We start from the raw sequence: 16,867 nt of genomic DNA on the forward strand, positions 1-16,867 counted from the left end.
ACGTATGACTGGCCGGCCTATATGTTTGCATCTCTTAATGTGCAAACTAGAGTTAGTTGAAACTATTGGGGACCATGTCTCGTCGCTTAGTTAGAGTTTTGGAGTCTTTGAAATGGGGCATATCTTTTGAAAAAAAAGAATTCAAATAGATGGCTACCAGCGTTCGCTTTTTTGATGTCGATCGTCTAGTATCGGTTGCGGAATTGGATTGCGGGCCAGGCTTTTCTCAGTTAGAGGAGGCAGTAACCATGCCAGATTCCTACTTCTCATCTCTCTCCAACTTATTCCCCAGCTCGGCGGTCCAGAGCATTGCCAGCCACTTCGGGGCGTCAGAGCGAACCGTTCTCAGCGGCATTCAATCATCGATTGCTGCTGTAGTCAGTGGTCTCGCACAGAAATCTAACGATAAGGGTTTCATCGGCCAAGTTGTTCAACTGGCAACGTCGACCCCGGAAAACGCTGCCACCTCCGCGCTCGCACACGACGCTCTCACCAACCCAAACTCCTCCTCTCTTTCCGGGGCAAACCAATTGCTCTCCAGCGTGTTCGGCGGCAAACTTGGCTCCATTACCGAAGCACTGAGCAGCCAGAGTGGGCTGCGCTCAACGGCAATTTCCACTCTGCTGTCGCTAGGCGGTACGACGGTTCTGAGCATGCTTGGGAACAAATTCCGTGACGGCAGCTTGAACGCGGGCAGTCTTCCAGGGTTCCTGCAAAAGGAGAGTGCTGCGCTGCAAGGGCATCTCCCGGTAGGATTTACCGCCGGTCCAGCTGCAGTTACTACGCACAAAGTAGACGTCAACCCCGTAGTCGCACAGACGGTACAGGTAGAAAAAAGCCGCTCTTTCTTGCCCTGGTTGCTGGGTCTGTTAGTAGCTGCACTTTTGCTGGGCTATTGGTGGCTCCACTCTCGAGCGGAGCCGGTAGCGGTTGCTACCCCAGCGCCAGTCGTTGCTCCCGTTGCTCCGAAAATCACATCTTCCAATGGAGTCGATCTGGGCTCGTTGGTCGATGTCAAGCTTTGCGATGGAAGTGTCATACGGGTTCCAGAACGTGGCATGGAGGCGAAGGTGGTCACGTTTATTGAAGACCCTGCTCACAAACCTGATAAAACTTCCTGGGTCGACTTTGACCGTCTGCTCTTCGATACGGACTCGGCTACTTTGCAGCCACAGTCGACGGATCAACTCAACAACTTCGCGGCGACGCTCAAAGCTTGCCCCGACGTCCACCTTACCGTCGGCGGCTACACCGATAACACCGGTGACGCCGCACATAACCAGAAGCTCTCTCAAGACCGCGCCAATACCGTGGTCGCCCAGTTGGAGACCATGGGGATTGCGTCCAATCGTCTGGTTGCCAAGGGATATGGCGATCACAACCCTGTAGGGGACAACTCTACCGAAGAAGGCCGCGCACGCAATCGGCGGATCTCCGTTCTAGTAACCGCTAAATAGCGAGCGAGCGTTCCTCGACGCTTGCTTTCCCATCGAGGTTCTACCTATGAATCCGTCCCTTGATAAATTGGGCGCGGTCGACACGACAGCCGTGCACGCCGAACGGGAGACCGTTATCCCGCTTTTGGAAGAACAATTCTCCGTTGCCAAACGTGTTGTAGAAACAGCACGGGTCCGTGTATCGCGAGTCACTCATGACCATCAACAGTTGGTCGATGAGCTGCTGAATCACGAGAAGGTGGAGGTCGAGCACGTTCCGGTCGACCGACCAATCGAGACTATGCCATCCATACGTCAGGAAGGCGACGTCACGATCATCCCTGTCGTTGAGGAAGTTTTGAAAGTGGAACGCTGCCTGGTGCTCAAGGAAGAGGTGCATATTCGGCGCATTAAGACGACCGAAAGGCATCAAGAGCAGGTGACGCTGCGCAAGCAGGAAGTCCTTGTCGCCCGCACTCCAATAGAACACTCTGAAGTCCCCGATTAGGAGACTCAAACCGTTGCAGTTAACCCGCGAAAGGAAACACTCATGAGCAACTTCGAAAAGATCGTGACTCTATTTGACACAGCGGAACATGCCCAAGCGGCCGAAGCGAACCTTCAGCATGCGGGCTTTTCTGATGGCGACATCAGCATTCTTAGCGGCTCGGATCTCCCCAAAGCCGGCGATGCCCTGCGCGAGCCTGGCCTCTGGCATCGCATGTTTGGCAGCGATATCGCACAGCACGAAGCGACAGTCTACGCAAAAGCAGTTGAGTCCGGCGGAGTTGTGTTGACTCTGCGCGCGGCGGAGGAAGATGTTCCCAAAGCGATGGCGATCCTGAACCAGCACAAGTTGGTCGACGTAACCGACCGTGCCGTCGATACGGGCGTCATCTCGAAGGCGTCCGCCGCAACTCTCGCGGTTCCCGCCGCGATTGCCGCTGCGGTGCCCACCAAGCCCGTCACCTCGGACCTTGGGAAGAACGAGGTGATTCGCCTCGCCGAAGAGCACCTGGAAGTGGGTAAGCGTCTGGTCGAAGAGGGAACTACGCGTATCCGACGCTTCGTTACCGAGACGCCCGTCGAAAAACAGGTGACCCTGCACGAGGAGCATGCGGAGGTTGTTCGTCGCGCTGTCAGCGACCCAGACTTCGTGAAGGATATCGACTGGTCCGATCAGACGATCGAAGTGCTGGAGACCTCCGAACAGGCAGTCGTCTCCAAGACGGCGCGTGTTGCGGAAGAGGTTGTCGTTGGGAAGACCGGCTCCGATCGGGTCGAGACAGTGCACGATACAGTGCGCCGTCAACAGGTCGAAGTTGAACGCGTTCCAGGAAAGAACCCACCAGCAGCCAGGACGTAGTTCTCGCAGATGGCCTGCCCGGACCGGAAAACACCCCGGCACCGGGCAGGGCCCATTTCGAAGGCGAGCGGATCTCAACTCATCGCACGCGGAAGCTCCGGTTTCCACGCTCTTTCGCGTATCGACAGCCTCTACTCGGCTCTCAGTCCTGGACCAGCCGAATCGTCGTTGACTCCCCATTGCCGATCGTCACCAGGTAACCCAACCGTGGAACGATTGCAACGTGAGAACGCGCCTCATCGCTTCCGCCTTCGCGGAGCTCATGCTCGACGATTGCGGCCAGCCTGGCCCTCATAAATCTGCTCTTCAATTCATCTGCCATAGGGTACCTGCTCCAACCAAGAGAGTGGGCCATTCCGCAAAACCGAGGAATGTAGATACATCATCAACGCAGTGTTAATTTTGGCTATCATACAGAAGTTGCATATAAAGTGGTGCAATAAAATTTTGGAGGACTACACTCGTATTCGACGTGACAGCCGGCGAATCGACGAACCCAACCAAAGAGCAGCCTTTGAGGCCGGGAGAGTATCCCAGTCGCGCTGCTGTCGTGGTGCTCTGGCGAGCTACTGCCTCGCAGCGCACCTACCCTCCAACAGTTGGCCATCCGAGAACATTCGGGATAGCGCCTCCTGCATCCAGAGTCGACGCGTCTGCGATTCCTCAGTTCATGTAATAACCGCCAAAGGCGGATGAATGAAGAGTATCCTCAGTTCCCTGCGGATGTGTATTTTGGGGTGGATCTCGAAGGGAATGAACCCGATCGAGCTAATTGGAGCACCGAATGGGATTTGAACCCATGAATACTGGTTTTGCAGACCAGCGCGTTAGCCACTTCGCCATCGGTGCCCTGTTCGCCACGCCAACGAAGCGTCGTGGCGAGGCAAGTCTTCCTCTACTTCGGTTGTGCCACCGTCCGTAGGTACGGCTTTACCGTTTTGTAACCGGGAAAGATCTTATCGGCATCTTCATTCGAGACTGCTGCGGTAATGATAACGTCATCGCCCTGCTTCCAGTTTGCGGGCGTCGCCACCTTGTGCTGGGCCGTCAACTGAATCGAATCGAGCACACGAATGATCTCGTCGAAGTTGCGACCAGTCGTCATGGGATAAGCGAGCGTGAGCTTGATTCTCTTATCCGGTCCAATTACAAAAACCGTTCGCACCGGTGCATTGTTGGCCGGTGTTCGTCCTTCGAACGTGTCACCCGCATCGGCCGCGAGCATGTCATAGAGCTTCGCAATCTTCAGCTCCGGGTCGCCGATCAACGGATAGTTCACCTTCGATCCACCGATCTCTTCAATATCGAGAGCCCACTTGTGGTGGTTCCCGACCGGGTCCACGCTAAGGCCGATTACCTTGGCGCCACGCCTGGCGAAGTCGCTCTCAAGATTCGCTACTGCGCCGAGCTCGGTCGTGCACACCGGAGTAAAGTCCTTTGGGTGCGAGAAGAGAACTGCCCAACTGTCGCCGATCCACTCATGGAACTGAATCGTGCCATGAGTCGTTTCTGCAGTGAAGTCAGGAGCAATATCGTTGATACGGAGTGACATGTCGATTCGCTTTCTTTGGGTTCTCCCAATTTGTCATTCTCTAATTGATTACTCGCCACATATGATTCTGGTTGCTGGGGCCTAAACGTAAAAAACCACCCGGCTCATTTGCTTTGGGTGGGTTTCTGTGCTGCTCGAAGATGCCTGCTTCGATTCGCTCATCCACACACCCACACTGGGCTACAGCAACAGCAGCAGCAGAGTGTGGTGATCGTGTTGGACATCGTCGTCATGGCTAAATGTTTTGTCCCGCTGCCAGCTAAGCTAGCATGAGGCTGGTTTGCCTCACAGCAGTCTTTCCAAACCATACTTCCGAGGAGCTTCCATGTCAAATGACGATCCTGCTGTCGCCCCTGCGCCTCTTGCCGCATACCAAACTTCGGCCTCTCGCACTTACGACTTCGCCCAGGTGGACGTCTTCGCCGAACGCGCGCTCGAAGGCAACGCGCTGGCTATCTTCACCGACGCTCGAGGCCTCTCTTCCGGCGAGATGCAAGCGTTGGCTCGCGAGACCAATCTAAGTGAAACCACCTTCATCCTCCCGCGCGCTCCGGAGATCGAACGCGAACGCGGTGTCCATGTCCGTATCTTCCTCACTACCGAAGAAGTCCCTTTCGCTGGCCATCCAACTCTGGGTACCGCCAGTTGGCTCTATTTGAATCATCCAATTTTCCGCGGCGCGGAGGAGATCACACTCGATCTTGGTGTCGGGCCGATCAGGGTTCGCTTCCGTCCGCCGCAGCCCAGGGAGATCGGCGTCTTCGGCACTATGCGACAAAACGAACCTACCTTCGGAGAGGCTCTCAACAGCTCCGACGAGCGCGCAGCCTTGGCCAACGCACTCAATATCCCCGTCGAAGATCTCGATCCAACTCTACCCGCGCAGATCGTCTCCACGGGGATGGCGTTCTGCATCGTGCCCTTGCGATCAATGAAGGTTGCGACCCGCCTCCGCATCAACGCGCAAAACTCTCGGCAATTTCTTGACCGCGTAGGCGCGAAGTTTTTCTTCTGCATTGCTTCTGCTAATGCAAACTCAGGAGCGCAATGGCACGCCCGGATGCAGTTTGATTCAGGCGAAGATCCTGCGACCGGCTCTGCCTCAGGCTGCACGATTGCCTACCTCGTGCGTCACGGCCGCGTCGCCAGCGGGCAGCAGATCATCCTGGAGCAGGGAATCGAGATGCTTCGCCCCAGCCGAATTCATCTCAGCGCGTCCCTTGAAGACAACCGCGTGACAAAAGTGTTCGTCGGTGGGCGCACCATTCCTGTTGCAAGCGGACGCCTTTTCCTGCCGTGATGCACCAGATTTCAACAGGAGCACATCATTAATCCTCAATGAATACGCACCTTTTATGCGACCGGTGGATGTGCAAGCTCTAATATTTGACGTCTTCGCTCAAACTTCGCCGCTTGCCAAGTGAGCGACTCATTCGTACTGTTGGAAAGCGTTGACGACGACGTGACATTGCAATATGAAGCGTCGTTGGAGATGATTGCTTTCGCCTGTTTTCTGACAATTTGAGTTGAGAGAAGCCCGACTGCCCCGCAGTCGCGACTCCCCAGCGCACTCCTACTGTCTGCACGCGCAGTGAGTTCGATGCCAGCATCTTTGGCATCGACACTCACTGTATCCGCAGCAGAGGGACCTTCTGCGCTTCTGGAACCGCGTGGCAACCTGTGCTGGCCTACGGCCTCTCTCGCACCCCGAGGTTCGGCAGCTTAAGCTCGCTGGACAATGGGCCCTGATCCCCTTGTGGAGCAGACGGAAGAGCTTTGCTCATTCCGTTCTTCCTCTTCCGGACCAGCGGACCCACTACGCGCCGAAGAGCTACATCGGCCGAACCACGGGTCACCTTGAACACCAGACCGGCACGCCTGCAAACCAGCAGACGCGTCAGGCTGGCTCATCAGCCGCGACCACCACAAGGTGGCATCCGGCAGAAGCGAGACTGCATGCGCCCCAAGAAGACGATTCTCTGTGTAGATGACAATGAACAAATTCTCTCAGTTCGCACCTTCCTTCTCGAAACCCGTGGCTACCGCGTAGTCGCCGCTCACAGCGCGCAGGAGGCCCTGACCGTTCTCGATCAATATCTTCCCGGCACACTGGATCTGATCCTTTGTGACCTCATCATGCCGCAGATGGACGGCAACGAATTGGTCCGTCGCGCCAAACAACTTCATCCCGGCTTGCCAGCAATGATCGTCTCCGGCACCGTCAATGCCTTCGATCGTGCTCTTCATGCCGACGTCTTTCTTCCGAAGGGTGCCTCTTCGCCGGCGGAGATGATCGAGAGAATCCGCGTTCTGGTAGCCCGCAAGCGTGGACCCAAAAAGGCTGTCCCGGCTCCCTCGCAGTCTGCGTCGCTTGGCGCATTCACCCACGCCACTGCAAGCTGACGCTCTTTCGTGCGTGGGCGCATCGTCAGAACTTGCGCAAGCAGCGGGAGGTTCAGGCTTCAACTAAACCGTACTTCCGCTGCCACTGCATCTTGAGCCGCGCCCACACCGCATCTTTTTCTTGGCTCGAAACGGCTGGGTCCGGCTCTGACGCAAACCGCGCGGCTTCTATCTTGGCCAACTCAAGCAGCGCCCGGTCGCGTATCAGGTTGGCAACGCGAAACTCCGGCATACCCGCCTGGCGCGTTCCAAAAAACTCACCGGGGCCGCGCTGCTGCAAGTCCAGCTCAGCAAGCTCAAAGCCATTTTGGGTGCGTGCCATCGCATCCAGTCGCGCCTCGGCCTGCTCACTCACTCTTCCGGCTGTCATCAACACGCAGAAACTCTTCGCCGCTCCACGGCCAACACGTCCCCGCAGTTGATGCATCTGCGCCAAGCCGAACCGCTCTGCGTGTTCGATCACCATCACCGAAGCATTTGGAACATCCACGCCTACTTCAATAACCGTCGTCGCAATCAGCACGTCGAGATCACCTCGCTGAAAGCGACGCATGGTTACATCCTTGTCGTCTGCGCTGAGACGTCCATGCAGCAGCCCAAGGCGAAGTCCACTCAATGGACCGAGGCGCAACTCCTCATACATATCCGTTGCGGCACGAAGCGCTTTCTTCGGTTCGAATAACTTCTCCGTCTTCGATGAGGTTTTTGAGCTTTTGACCCTCGTACTGCTGGACTTCATAGCTTTGGCCTTCTTGCCCGTCGTTGATTTTTCGCTGCCATTCCGCAACGCGGCGGAGGACGTTGCTCCAGCCTTCAGGCTTGCCTCAGCCGCATCGGGTTCAGGATCCCGCGGAAAGTCCAACTCCGGTTGATCATCTTTTGCCCCTTCAATTACGGGATAGACGATATAAGCCTGTCGTCCAGCTTCAACTTGTTTGCGGACGAACTTCCAGACGTCCTCTGCTCGCTCCTCTGTTGTCCGTCTGGTCACGATCGGAGTGCGCCCAAGGGGCAGCTCATCGATCACACTTGCATCGAGATCGCCGTACAGCGTCAACGCAAGCGTTCGCGGAATCGGCGTCGCCGTCATGACCAGCACATCCGGATCAAGCGCCCCCGGCTTCTTCATCAAACGAAACCGCTGCTGCACGCCGAACCGATGCTGTTCATCGACGATCACGAGACCAAGTTTGTCGAAGTCAACTTTATCTTCGATGAGCGCATGGGTCCCAATTGCGAGATCGGTCTCACCGCGAAAGATTCTTCCACGCGCCTCCCGCTTTGTCGCCTCATCGAGCGATCCGGTCAGCAGCGTCACACGATAAGGTCTTCCAGTTCGCGGCGACAGCACCTCTCCCAACAACTTCCTCGCGGAAAGATAATGTTGTGTCGCCAGAATCTCGGTGGGCGCCATCAAGGCCGTTTGGTAGCCATTCTCAATCGCGACCAGCGCCGCCTGCATCGCGACGATTGTCTTACCCGAGCCAACATCTCCCTGCAATAGCCTTCGCATTGGCTGTGGCCGGCGCATGTCGCTGGCAATCTCACCCAGTACTCGTTTTTGCGCCGCGGTAGGGTGGAAGGGAAGCACCTGCTTGATCGCTTCCCGCACCTTCACATTCGTCACAAACGCGGTCCCTTCGCGCTCTCGCATCCGCCGTCGCTTCAACTCCAAGCCCAACTCGAGATAAAACAACTCCTCGAAGATCAGACGCCGATGTCCCGGAGTTGTCGCCGACATGAGCTCTACCATAGGCGTGCCTGCCTCAGGGAAGTGCACCGCCTTCAGAGCCTTCAACCGATCCGGAAACGAGAGTCTTGCACGCATTGCTCCCGGCAAAGTTTCGACCTGTTGATGGGCCGTCGGCTCGCTGACTTGTTGCTTCCCCAGTTCCTCGAATAGCGCCCAGATAACGCGCCTCAACCACTTCGAGCCCAGCTTTGCACCCCACGCGGTAGTTCCTCCCAACGACTCGTACACTGGCACGATTCGCCCGACCTCGAGCATCGAAAACTCGGCATCTGCGCCGCCACCAGAAGGTAGGATCTCAAATTGCGGCTGAATCATCTTGAACTTGCCTGCGCTGCTTCGCGACGGCTCAAGCTTTCCGTAGAGCGCAACCATCTGCCCCACATGAAACTTATCCCGAAGATACGTGCCGCGAAACCACATGCACTTTACGGTGCTTAGACCCTGTCCTACGGTCATCTCGAACAACGGCATATGCCGTGTTTGCAGGAGCACCGCCCCCCGCACCTCGCCAATCACCGAGGCCATCGTCCCCGCCTGCAGCGCACTCATCGGCACCGGGTTCAGTCGGTCCTCATACCGAAACGGCAGGTGATAGAGCAGATCCTCCACTGTTTCAACGCCGCGCTTGGCAAGCTCGACGGCAATGCGCTCCCCCACGAGCTTCACAAATTTGATAGGTGTAGAAAGTTCCAGCACAGACCGATGCTACCAAGAACCGGGCGCGACCAAATCCTGGACTCTTCCAACAATTTCTTCGTTTTGACACGTATTGACAGGAGATATGTTGGAATAAAAGAATGCCAGGCTTTGAAGCGAATCCAGAAACGACGGCGGAGCGCAAAAACATCCTGCTGCATACGCCTCTGATGGCGCTGGCCATAGCTGCCTTCGGCATCGGCACCTCCGAGTTCATCATCATGGGCCTGTTGCCCAACCTTGCCGACGACTTTCACGTCAGCATCCCCAAGGCCGGCGTCCTGGTCACCGGCTACGCGCTCTCTGTCACCATTGGCGCGCCCATCGTAGCCATCGCCACCGCTCGTCTGGAGCGCAAGCTCGCGCTTCTCCTCCTCATGGGCGTCTTCACACTCGGTAACCTGGCCTGCGCCATCGCCCCCACCTATAACCTCCTCTTCGCCGCCCGCGTCCTCACTGCCCTCTGCCACGGAGCTTTCTTCGGCATTGGTAGTGTAGTCGCCGCGGGTCTCGTCCCCCGCAATCAACGCGCCCAGGCGATCGCCTTGATGTTCTCTGGCCTCACCCTGGCCAATGTCCTGGGAGTTCCCGTCGGAACGGCCCTAGGCCAGGCTTACGGCTGGAGATTCGCCTTCTGGGCTATCGTCCCAATCGGCCTTCTCGCGGCCACGGCGGTCTTCTTCTTCGTCCCCAAACAAGCCCCAGGCTCCGGCGGCCTGCTCCATGAGTTCCGAGTCCTCCGCAAACCACAGGTTCTGCTGGTTCTGGCCATGAGCGTTCTCACCTCGGCCTCGCTTTTCTGCGTCCTTACCTACATTGCCCCCGCGCTCGAAGCCGTCACATTGGTCTCCCCACACACCGTTACGCTTACGCTTTTGCTCTTCGGGGTCGGCATCACCGTCGGCAACTTTCTCGGTGGCACGCTCAGCGATTGGCGTCCCATGACCTTCCTCATCGGCGCACTTCTGACCCTCATAGCATCCCTTATCGCCCTCTACTACGCCGAACCCCACGTCGTTCCTGCCATTGCGATGATCCTCCTCTGGGGAGCCATTCAGTTCGCCGCCGGAGCTCCGCTTCAGTCCCGCATCGTCGACCAGGCTGCCGCCGCGCCCAACCTGGCATCGACCCTCAATCAAGGAGCCTTCAACTTCGGAAACGCAACCGGAGCCTCCCTCGGCGGCATGATGCTCACCGCTGGCTACACCTACCGCCAACTCCCAATCGCCAGCATTCTCGTCACCATTCTCACTCTTTTGCTCGCCCTCATCTCGGCGAAGTTAGACCGCAAACACCGCGACACCCAAATCGCCGAAAAGCTTTCTGTCCTCTAGCTGGTACCGACCAGAGCCTATAATTCCGTCACCTCTGGAGCGTAACTAAACGCCTCGAGGGAGCGGAGAACCTAATGACATTCGCAGAGCGCTGGTTTGAAGAAGTCTGGAACAAAGGCCGCGAAGATGCCATCGACGAGATGATGTCTCCTCACACCGTAGGCCACGGCCTCACGCATCCCGAAGGAAGGGAGGTGGACGGACTGACCGCCTTCCGCTCCTTCCACAAGTCATTCCGTTCCGCCTTTCCGGACCTTCACATCAACGTGGAAGAATCCATCATCGACGGAGACAGGACGGCGGCACGCTGCCTCGTCACTGGCACGCACACCGGGGAAGCCCTCGCCGGCAAGCTCGCCACAGGCAAACCTATCAAGTTCCATGGCATGACGATGTTCCGCGTAATAGACGGAAAGATTGTCGAGTCGTGGAATAACTTCGATTTCACCACGATGTACAAACAGCTCGAATAATTGCCCCTGCACAGAAGTAGATTCTCACGGGCTTGCCTCCGCGAAGCCACAATGTCGCTGCGTGCACCAGCGCCCGGCTGCAGAATCGCCTGATAAACTCAGCTTAGAAGAGAACCCATGTCCATCGTAGAACTGCAACATGTCCGCAAAGCCTACGACACCAAGATCGCCGTAGCCGACCTCAGCTTCACCATAGAACCCGGCAGCATGTTCGGTCTCCTCGGCCCCAATGGCTCGGGCAAAACCTCTTCCATCCGCATGATCATCGGCATCACGGTCCCCGACTCCGGAACCATCAGCCTCTTCGGCCAACCGTTTCATCGCAGCCTTCTCAAACGCGTCGGCTATCTGCCCGAAGAGCGCGGCCTCTACAAGAAGATGAAGGTGATGGATCAACTCACCTTCCTCGGCCAGCTCCACGGCCTCAGCGCCACTACTGCTTCGAAGCGCGCACATGTTTGGTGCGAAAAGCTGCAGATCACGGAAGCGATCCACAAGAAGACCGAAGAGCTCTCCAAGGGGATGCAGCAAAAGATCCAGTTCATCTCCACCCTCCTGCACGAGCCTGAGCTCATCATCATGGACGAGCCATTCAGCGGCCTGGACCCAGTCAACGCCGTCCTTCTCATGGACACCCTCGTTGACCTTCGCAAACAAGGCCGCACCATCCTCTTCTCCACTCACCGCATGGATCAGGTCGAAAAGCTCTGCGACAACATCTGCCTCATTCACAACAGCCATCTCGTACTTTCGGGCTCCATGCGTGAGATTAAGTCCCGATACCCGGTCAACCGCGTTCTCATCAACTTCACCGGCGACGACTCCTTCCTCAATCACTCCACCATCCATTCGGCAAAGAATTACGGTGGACACGCCGAGATCCGTCTCAAGGAAGGTGCCGACGCACAGGCGCTTCTTGCCGCGGCAATCGTCAAAGCCCGCGTCACTCGCTTCGAAGTGATGGAACCGACGCTTGAAGAGATCTTTATCGAAAAAGTAACCGAAACATCGCAGACCCCGCAGTCTGCAGGAGTTCACGTCAATGCATAACATCTGGCTCATCGCCAGGCGCGAGTATCTGGAGCGCATTCGCACCAAGGCGTTCCTTGTTGCTACCATCCTTATTCCGCTCCTCATGGGTGGCTTTGTCTTCGGCAGCGGCTATCTCGCATCGCGAACAAAATCCTCCGCACACATCGTCGTCGTCTCGTCCGATGCCAACTTTGCTGCTGATCTCAAGCATGAGCTTCTGACCGGGAAAAGCAGCAGCATGACGGTCGACCTCCTCGCCCCATCAACCTCAAACGGTGACGACACTCGCGCCACCCTCGATCAGAATCTGACGAGCAAGCACGGCGATCTTACCGGCTATCTCTGGATCACCCCGCCCTCGCAGAGCAACACGCGCCCGGCTTTCACATACGTTCCACGCTCGGCAGGCGACGTCACGACAGAAGACGATCTTTCGGCCGCCATCAAAAACGTCATCACTCGCGAAGGGCTCACCCGACAGGGAATGGGCGCCTCCGATATCGACGCGCTCATGGCACCAGTTGTCATCGACACGAGCAAAACCGGGGACAGCCGCACTGCCTTCGGCGCCGCCTATCTCCTCTTCTTCCTCATGTACATGGTCATCATGCTCTACGGCATGAACACGGCACGCTCCATCATCGAAGAGAAGACCAGCCGCGTCTTCGAGGTGATGCTTTCGACGATTAAGCCCGACGAGATGCTCGCCGGAAAGATTCTTGGCGTCGGCTCAGTAGGCCTCACTCAGATCGCGGTGTGGATGCTCGCTGCGGCCGCCCTCGGCGCAACCCCCTTCGCGACCAACCTGATCGGTGGAGGCCACGCTCCCATTAGCGCCACGCAGATCTTCTTCTTCGTCATCTATTTCATCTTCGGGTTTCTGGTCTACTCGAGCATCGCGGCCGCCCTGGGCGCGATAACCAACTCCGAACAAGAGTTGCAGCAACTGAACATGTTCCTCGTCCTGCCTCTGGCTTTTTGCTTCCTGATGATCTTTGTCATCACTCGCGCCCCTGATTCGACCCTCGCGCAGATCGTGTCACTGATCCCATTCTGCAGTCCTTTGCTAATGAACTTCCGCATCTCGCTCACCACCGTGCCACCCTGGCAAATTGGCCTCTCCTTTGTTCTGATGAGCCTCACCATAGTCAGCATTCTCTGGGTCGCCAGCCGCATCTATCGCGTCGGGATTCTGATGTACGGCAAAAAGCCCAACCTTTCAGAACTCCTCCGCTGGCTCAAATACAGCTAAACTGCGCCCGGGCTGATTGTGAAGCGTAAAACTCACCAGGCCCCTTGCTTGCCTCCAACCCACCACACCATACCGACGGTCAAGGTAGGCTGATCAGCCGATAACACCCCAGGCTTGTTCGTCAAAAAGTAAGGAACATTGCTCCAGTCTCTTCGATACTCCACACGCGTCAGGAAGCCCTCGCCAAATTTGTACTCATAGGTCCCGGTAAACTCCTTCAGTGCCTGAGTCGTCCCACTAAACAAGCCGCCGCGATCCGACAGATACTCCGTTCGCCCTCCCAACGCCATCTTCGGTGTCAGTTGGTAACGGGCATAGGCCGCGCCGCCATCCACATGCGATGGAGCCGAAGACTCGCCCGGTTCCGCATGCGCCCACTGCCGCTCAATCACGTAGTCGCCCTCCAGCGAAAACGTCAGCTTCGGCGTCGCGTTCCAGGTCACATAGCTGTCGAAGATGTGTATCTTCCCATCCGGCGCAGGGTTGATAGCCTGCAGGCACAGTCCCGGCTGCACGGGCGCCGTGCAATTTGTAGCAGGCTGACTATCAGGATGATCTTGTCCCAGGTAATAGTTAAAGTTCCACAAGATCTTCTTCGTAGGCTGTGCCGTAAACCCAAACAGCTCGTCTTTGAATGAGTTATTCGGCTCGGTCTGATTGGTTCCATTCACCACCCAATAGTTCAGCGCAAGCTTGTCGTTTACCTTGAAGCTGGTTCGAAGACCCGCCTGATAGAAAGGCAAGTAATTAAAAAAGAACGACCGTGAGTAGTTGACCTGGTCTTTCGTATAGTTCCCCTCGATGCCTAGCGAACTTGACCACTTGCCAAAGTCCACCGTAAGGCCCTTACCTAAGGGAACAACATAAGTCCCGTAAGCCTGAAAGATATTCCTGTAAATATCCGGCCGTGCTTCGTTCGCCGGATTTCCCTGCAAGGTTGAGGTAGCTTGTCCAAACTGCAGATCCACTCGAACTCCATACCGCCGTCCATTCGCGACATCAGGGTCAAGCGCGAACACCACATCGGCCTGGTTGACGCTGAACGCATTGCTCAGCACATCGTAGGCCCTCAAATACAACACCCGCCCGATCGGATGATCGAAGTCGTAGCCGTAATACCCATCGAACATATAGTTCAGCGTGGCGCCCCCGGGTAGCTCCGTCGGCAGGATGGCGGCAGCTGGCGAACTTTGCGCCGCCGGAGTTTGAGGGTTTGCTGTCACTGTTACCGGCACAGGAGCTGCGCCGCTGCTGGACACAGTTTCGACACTTCTGCGAATGTCTGCGGCCGGAGCAGACGTTAGCACCGCTGGTCTCAGCGACGCCATCTCTGTCGTCCCGACAGTTCGTTGCTTCTGCGACTCCGCCTCGAGCGCACTTACCCGCAAGGCGAGATCACGCACCGTCTGCTTTAGCTCCTCAACGTCGGCATTTGAGGGCGGAGCGACTGCGGTCTGTGCGTTTCCGACAATCCCGGAAAACAGAGCGACGAAAAGAGAGAAAAGGATGAGTCGATTGAAGCGGCGCATAGGGAGGCCTCTGGCGAACATGAGAATCAAACCACGGTCGCAGTAAATTGATCGTAAAGGGAGCAACAGTTTTCCCGACTTTCCCCGAATCTCTTCCATAACTTCTGCGAGCAGGGCGCGCAGGTAAACTGGACGAAGTGGCCTCCACCTACACCCTGAAGCAACGGCTTGCCCTCGTCATCGTCCCGCGCCTGGCGAGCGCTGCGATCTGTCTCCTCGGCGTGACCCTCCGGTTCGAAGATGTTCGCGACCCCGGCGCCCCGCTAGGCTTCGACGCGCCGCCGCCGGCCGTCTATGCCTTTTGGCACCGCTGCCTGCTTACCAGCGCCTGGCACTTCCGCAACCACAACATCGCCATCCTCATCAGCCCCAGCTTCGACGGGGAACTCATAGCTCGCACGGTACAACGCCTCGGCTACGTGGCCATCCGCGGCTCAAGCTCACGGTCGGGCTCTCTTGGCCTGCGCAATATGCACCGCGCCTATCTGGCAGGTCAGTACTGCGCCATCACCGCGGACGGCCCTCGGGGTCCCGCCATGGTCGCCAAACCCGGAGTCACACAACTGGCCCAGCTCGTCGACAGCCCGGTCGGAACCTTCTATGTCCTGCCCGAGCGCGCCTGGCAGCTTCGCTCCTGGGACCGCTTCCTCATCCCCAAGCCCTTCTCCCGAGTCTTCATAGGCTGGCCCCTACTAACCACCGCCGACGAGTCCTCCGTCCAAGCCGCCCTCGATCGCTCCGTCGAACTGGCCGAGTCCCGAAAGAATAATTCCCAAAAAAAAAGTTAGGGAAGTTGGCGTATTTTTCGAAGACGAAATTCACCATGCAAAACACCATCTCTTCACCACGTTTCACCATACAACTCACCACGTTTTCACCGCTAAAATTGACATAGATTGCTCGTATCCGACTTCCATTTCGACCTCCCAGAAGAGCTGATAGCCCAGTCCCCACCGGAGATTCGCGGCTCCAGCCGCATGCTCCTCTTCGACCGAAACACCGGCCGCTACCACGACAATTTTTTTCGCAATCTACCCCAAATTCTCCAACCCGGCGACCTGCTTATCCTCAACGATAGCCGTGTTTTACCCGCCCGCCTCTACGCCACCCGCGCCCGCGGCTCCCAAACCCAGCACAACTCCCCCGATCCCTCAGGCCGCATCGAAGTCCTATTAACCCAGCAACTTACCACTAACGAATGGACCGCACTGGTCCGCCCCAGTCGAAAGATTCAACAAGGCGAACGCCTCCTCTTTCATGCTCCTAACGAAGTCGGACCCGCGCTGGAAGCCGAAGTTCTCTCCGCTTCCGACTTCGGCGAACGCTCCCTCCGCTTCTCCCCAGTGCCAGACTTCCTCGCCGTCCTCAACAAAATAGGCCACATGCCTCTACCGCCCTATATCCACCGCGAGGATAGCGAGGCCGATCGCGACCGTTACCAAACGGTGTTCTCTCAACACTCTGGAAGTGCCGCCGCCCCGACTGCCGGCCTGCACTTTACGCCGGAAATTATCGCTCAGCTTAAACAAAACGGTATCCAGATTGAGACCATTACCCTGCACGTTGGTCTCGGCACCTTCCAGTCGGTTCGCGCCAAAAAACTCGAAGACATCCGCCTCCACTCCGAGCACTACACGCTTCCTCTGGCTACGGCTACAGCCATCAACACAGCACTCCGAGAGGGCCGCCGGGTCATTGCGGCTGGTACCACTACGACCCGTACACTTGAACACTGCGCCCGGACATCCGCAGGGAAGATTCTTATGCCGCACTCCGGCCAGACCAGCATCTTCATCAGCCCCGGCCACGAGTTCAAGATCGTCACCGGCCTCCTCACAAATTTCCATCTTCCAGAATCGACGTTGCTTATGTTGGTAAGCGCTTTCGCAGGAAGTCAGACTGGAAGAGAACTGATAAGGGCGGCCTATGAACACGCTATCCAGGAAAAGTACCGATTCTTTAGCTATGGTGACTGCATGCTGCTTCTCTAGGGCGCGATTTGACCGGCACCCACTCTAGTGGCCGAGGTCTTATTAGTCGG

The 16,867-nt window shown here is 57.0% G+C and carries 15 protein-coding genes and 1 tRNA gene; 11 read left to right on the forward strand and 5 right to left on the reverse strand.

Going from position 1 to position 16,867, the window contains the following annotated elements:
- Positions 1-248: 248 nt before the first annotated feature.
- From HDF14_RS09920 to HDF14_RS09930, 3 genes are read left to right on the forward strand one after another with little or no spacing between them, the layout of a single operon-like run.
- On the forward strand, positions 249-1,457 hold the full coding sequence (locus HDF14_RS09920; protein ID WP_183975992.1) for an OmpA family protein: 1,209 nt from the start codon (positions 249-251) through the stop codon (positions 1,455-1,457).
- Between the two features lie 46 nt (positions 1,458-1,503).
- Positions 1,504-1,944, forward strand: a complete 441-nt coding sequence (locus HDF14_RS09925) for a YsnF/AvaK domain-containing protein (protein WP_183975994.1) — start codon at positions 1,504-1,506, stop codon at positions 1,942-1,944.
- Positions 1,945-1,986: 42 nt separating this feature from the next.
- Positions 1,987-2,802, forward strand: a complete 816-nt coding sequence (locus tag HDF14_RS09930) for a YsnF/AvaK domain-containing protein (protein WP_183975996.1) — start codon at positions 1,987-1,989, stop codon at positions 2,800-2,802.
- A gap of 142 nt (positions 2,803-2,944) precedes the next feature.
- Here HDF14_RS09930 and HDF14_RS09935 read toward each other — a convergent pair whose 3' ends face one another.
- From HDF14_RS09935 to HDF14_RS09945, 3 genes are all read right to left on the reverse strand, one after another.
- Positions 2,945-3,124, reverse strand: coding sequence for a hypothetical protein (locus tag HDF14_RS09935; protein WP_183975998.1), 180 nt, complete (start codon positions 3,122-3,124; stop codon positions 2,945-2,947).
- Positions 3,125-3,575: 451 nt separating this feature from the next.
- A tRNA-Cys gene (locus HDF14_RS09940) sits at positions 3,576-3,651 on the reverse strand.
- Between the two features lie 46 nt (positions 3,652-3,697).
- Positions 3,698-4,354, reverse strand: a complete 657-nt coding sequence (locus tag HDF14_RS09945; protein ID WP_183976000.1) for a peroxiredoxin — start codon at positions 4,352-4,354, stop codon at positions 3,698-3,700.
- A 325-nt stretch (positions 4,355-4,679) separates the two neighbouring features.
- On the opposite strand from HDF14_RS09945, the gene HDF14_RS09950 reads away from it, so the two are divergent.
- Complete coding sequence (locus HDF14_RS09950) at positions 4,680-5,654, forward strand: PhzF family phenazine biosynthesis protein (protein WP_183976002.1); 975 nt, start codon at positions 4,680-4,682, stop codon at positions 5,652-5,654.
- A 656-nt stretch (positions 5,655-6,310) separates the two neighbouring features.
- On the forward strand, positions 6,311-6,757 hold the full coding sequence (locus HDF14_RS09955) for a response regulator (protein WP_183976004.1): 447 nt from the start codon (positions 6,311-6,313) through the stop codon (positions 6,755-6,757).
- A gap of 52 nt (positions 6,758-6,809) precedes the next feature.
- Here the strand turns inward: HDF14_RS09955 and recG are convergent, their stop codons facing one another.
- Entirely contained in the window at positions 6,810-9,206 is a 2,397-nt protein-coding gene (recG, locus tag HDF14_RS09960; protein WP_183976006.1) for an ATP-dependent DNA helicase RecG, read from the reverse strand.
- Positions 9,207-9,307: 101 nt separating this feature from the next.
- On the opposite strand from recG, the gene HDF14_RS09965 reads away from it, so the two are divergent.
- The 4 genes from HDF14_RS09965 to HDF14_RS09980 all read left to right on the forward strand — a co-directional run bounded on the left by HDF14_RS09965 (position 9,308) and on the right by HDF14_RS09980 (position 13,297).
- Positions 9,308-10,540: an MFS transporter gene (locus HDF14_RS09965; protein ID WP_260698160.1), complete on the forward strand. Its 1,233-nt coding sequence runs from the start codon at positions 9,308-9,310 to the stop codon at positions 10,538-10,540.
- A 74-nt stretch (positions 10,541-10,614) separates the two neighbouring features.
- The gene (locus HDF14_RS09970; RefSeq protein ID WP_183976008.1) at positions 10,615-11,013 is read left to right on the forward strand and encodes an ester cyclase; all 399 of its coding nucleotides are present in this window, start codon (positions 10,615-10,617) and stop codon (positions 11,011-11,013) included.
- A gap of 117 nt (positions 11,014-11,130) precedes the next feature.
- Complete coding sequence (locus tag HDF14_RS09975; RefSeq protein ID WP_183976024.1) at positions 11,131-12,063, forward strand: ABC transporter ATP-binding protein; 933 nt, start codon at positions 11,131-11,133, stop codon at positions 12,061-12,063.
- Positions 12,056-13,297, forward strand: a complete 1,242-nt coding sequence (locus HDF14_RS09980; protein WP_183976026.1) for an ABC transporter permease — start codon at positions 12,056-12,058, stop codon at positions 13,295-13,297. Before HDF14_RS09975 ends, HDF14_RS09980 begins: the two co-directional genes overlap by 8 nt.
- Before the next feature lie 32 nt (positions 13,298-13,329).
- On the opposite strand, the gene HDF14_RS09985 is transcribed toward HDF14_RS09980, so the two are convergent.
- Complete coding sequence (locus HDF14_RS09985) at positions 13,330-14,826, reverse strand: outer membrane beta-barrel protein (RefSeq protein WP_183976028.1); 1,497 nt, start codon at positions 14,824-14,826, stop codon at positions 13,330-13,332.
- A 137-nt stretch (positions 14,827-14,963) separates the two neighbouring features.
- Between HDF14_RS09985 and HDF14_RS09990 the strand changes: the two genes are divergently transcribed.
- Positions 14,964-15,614, forward strand: a complete 651-nt coding sequence (locus HDF14_RS09990) for a lysophospholipid acyltransferase family protein (protein ID WP_183976030.1) — start codon at positions 14,964-14,966, stop codon at positions 15,612-15,614.
- Between the two features lie 108 nt (positions 15,615-15,722).
- The gene (queA, locus tag HDF14_RS09995) at positions 15,723-16,817 is read left to right on the forward strand and encodes a tRNA preQ1(34) S-adenosylmethionine ribosyltransferase-isomerase QueA (protein ID WP_183976032.1); all 1,095 of its coding nucleotides are present in this window, start codon (positions 15,723-15,725) and stop codon (positions 16,815-16,817) included.
- Positions 16,818-16,867 lie beyond the last annotated feature (50 nt).

The organism is Tunturiibacter gelidiferens (genome assembly GCF_014201335.1).
Classification (GTDB): Bacteria; Acidobacteriota; Terriglobia; order Terriglobales; family Acidobacteriaceae; genus Edaphobacter; species Edaphobacter lichenicola_E.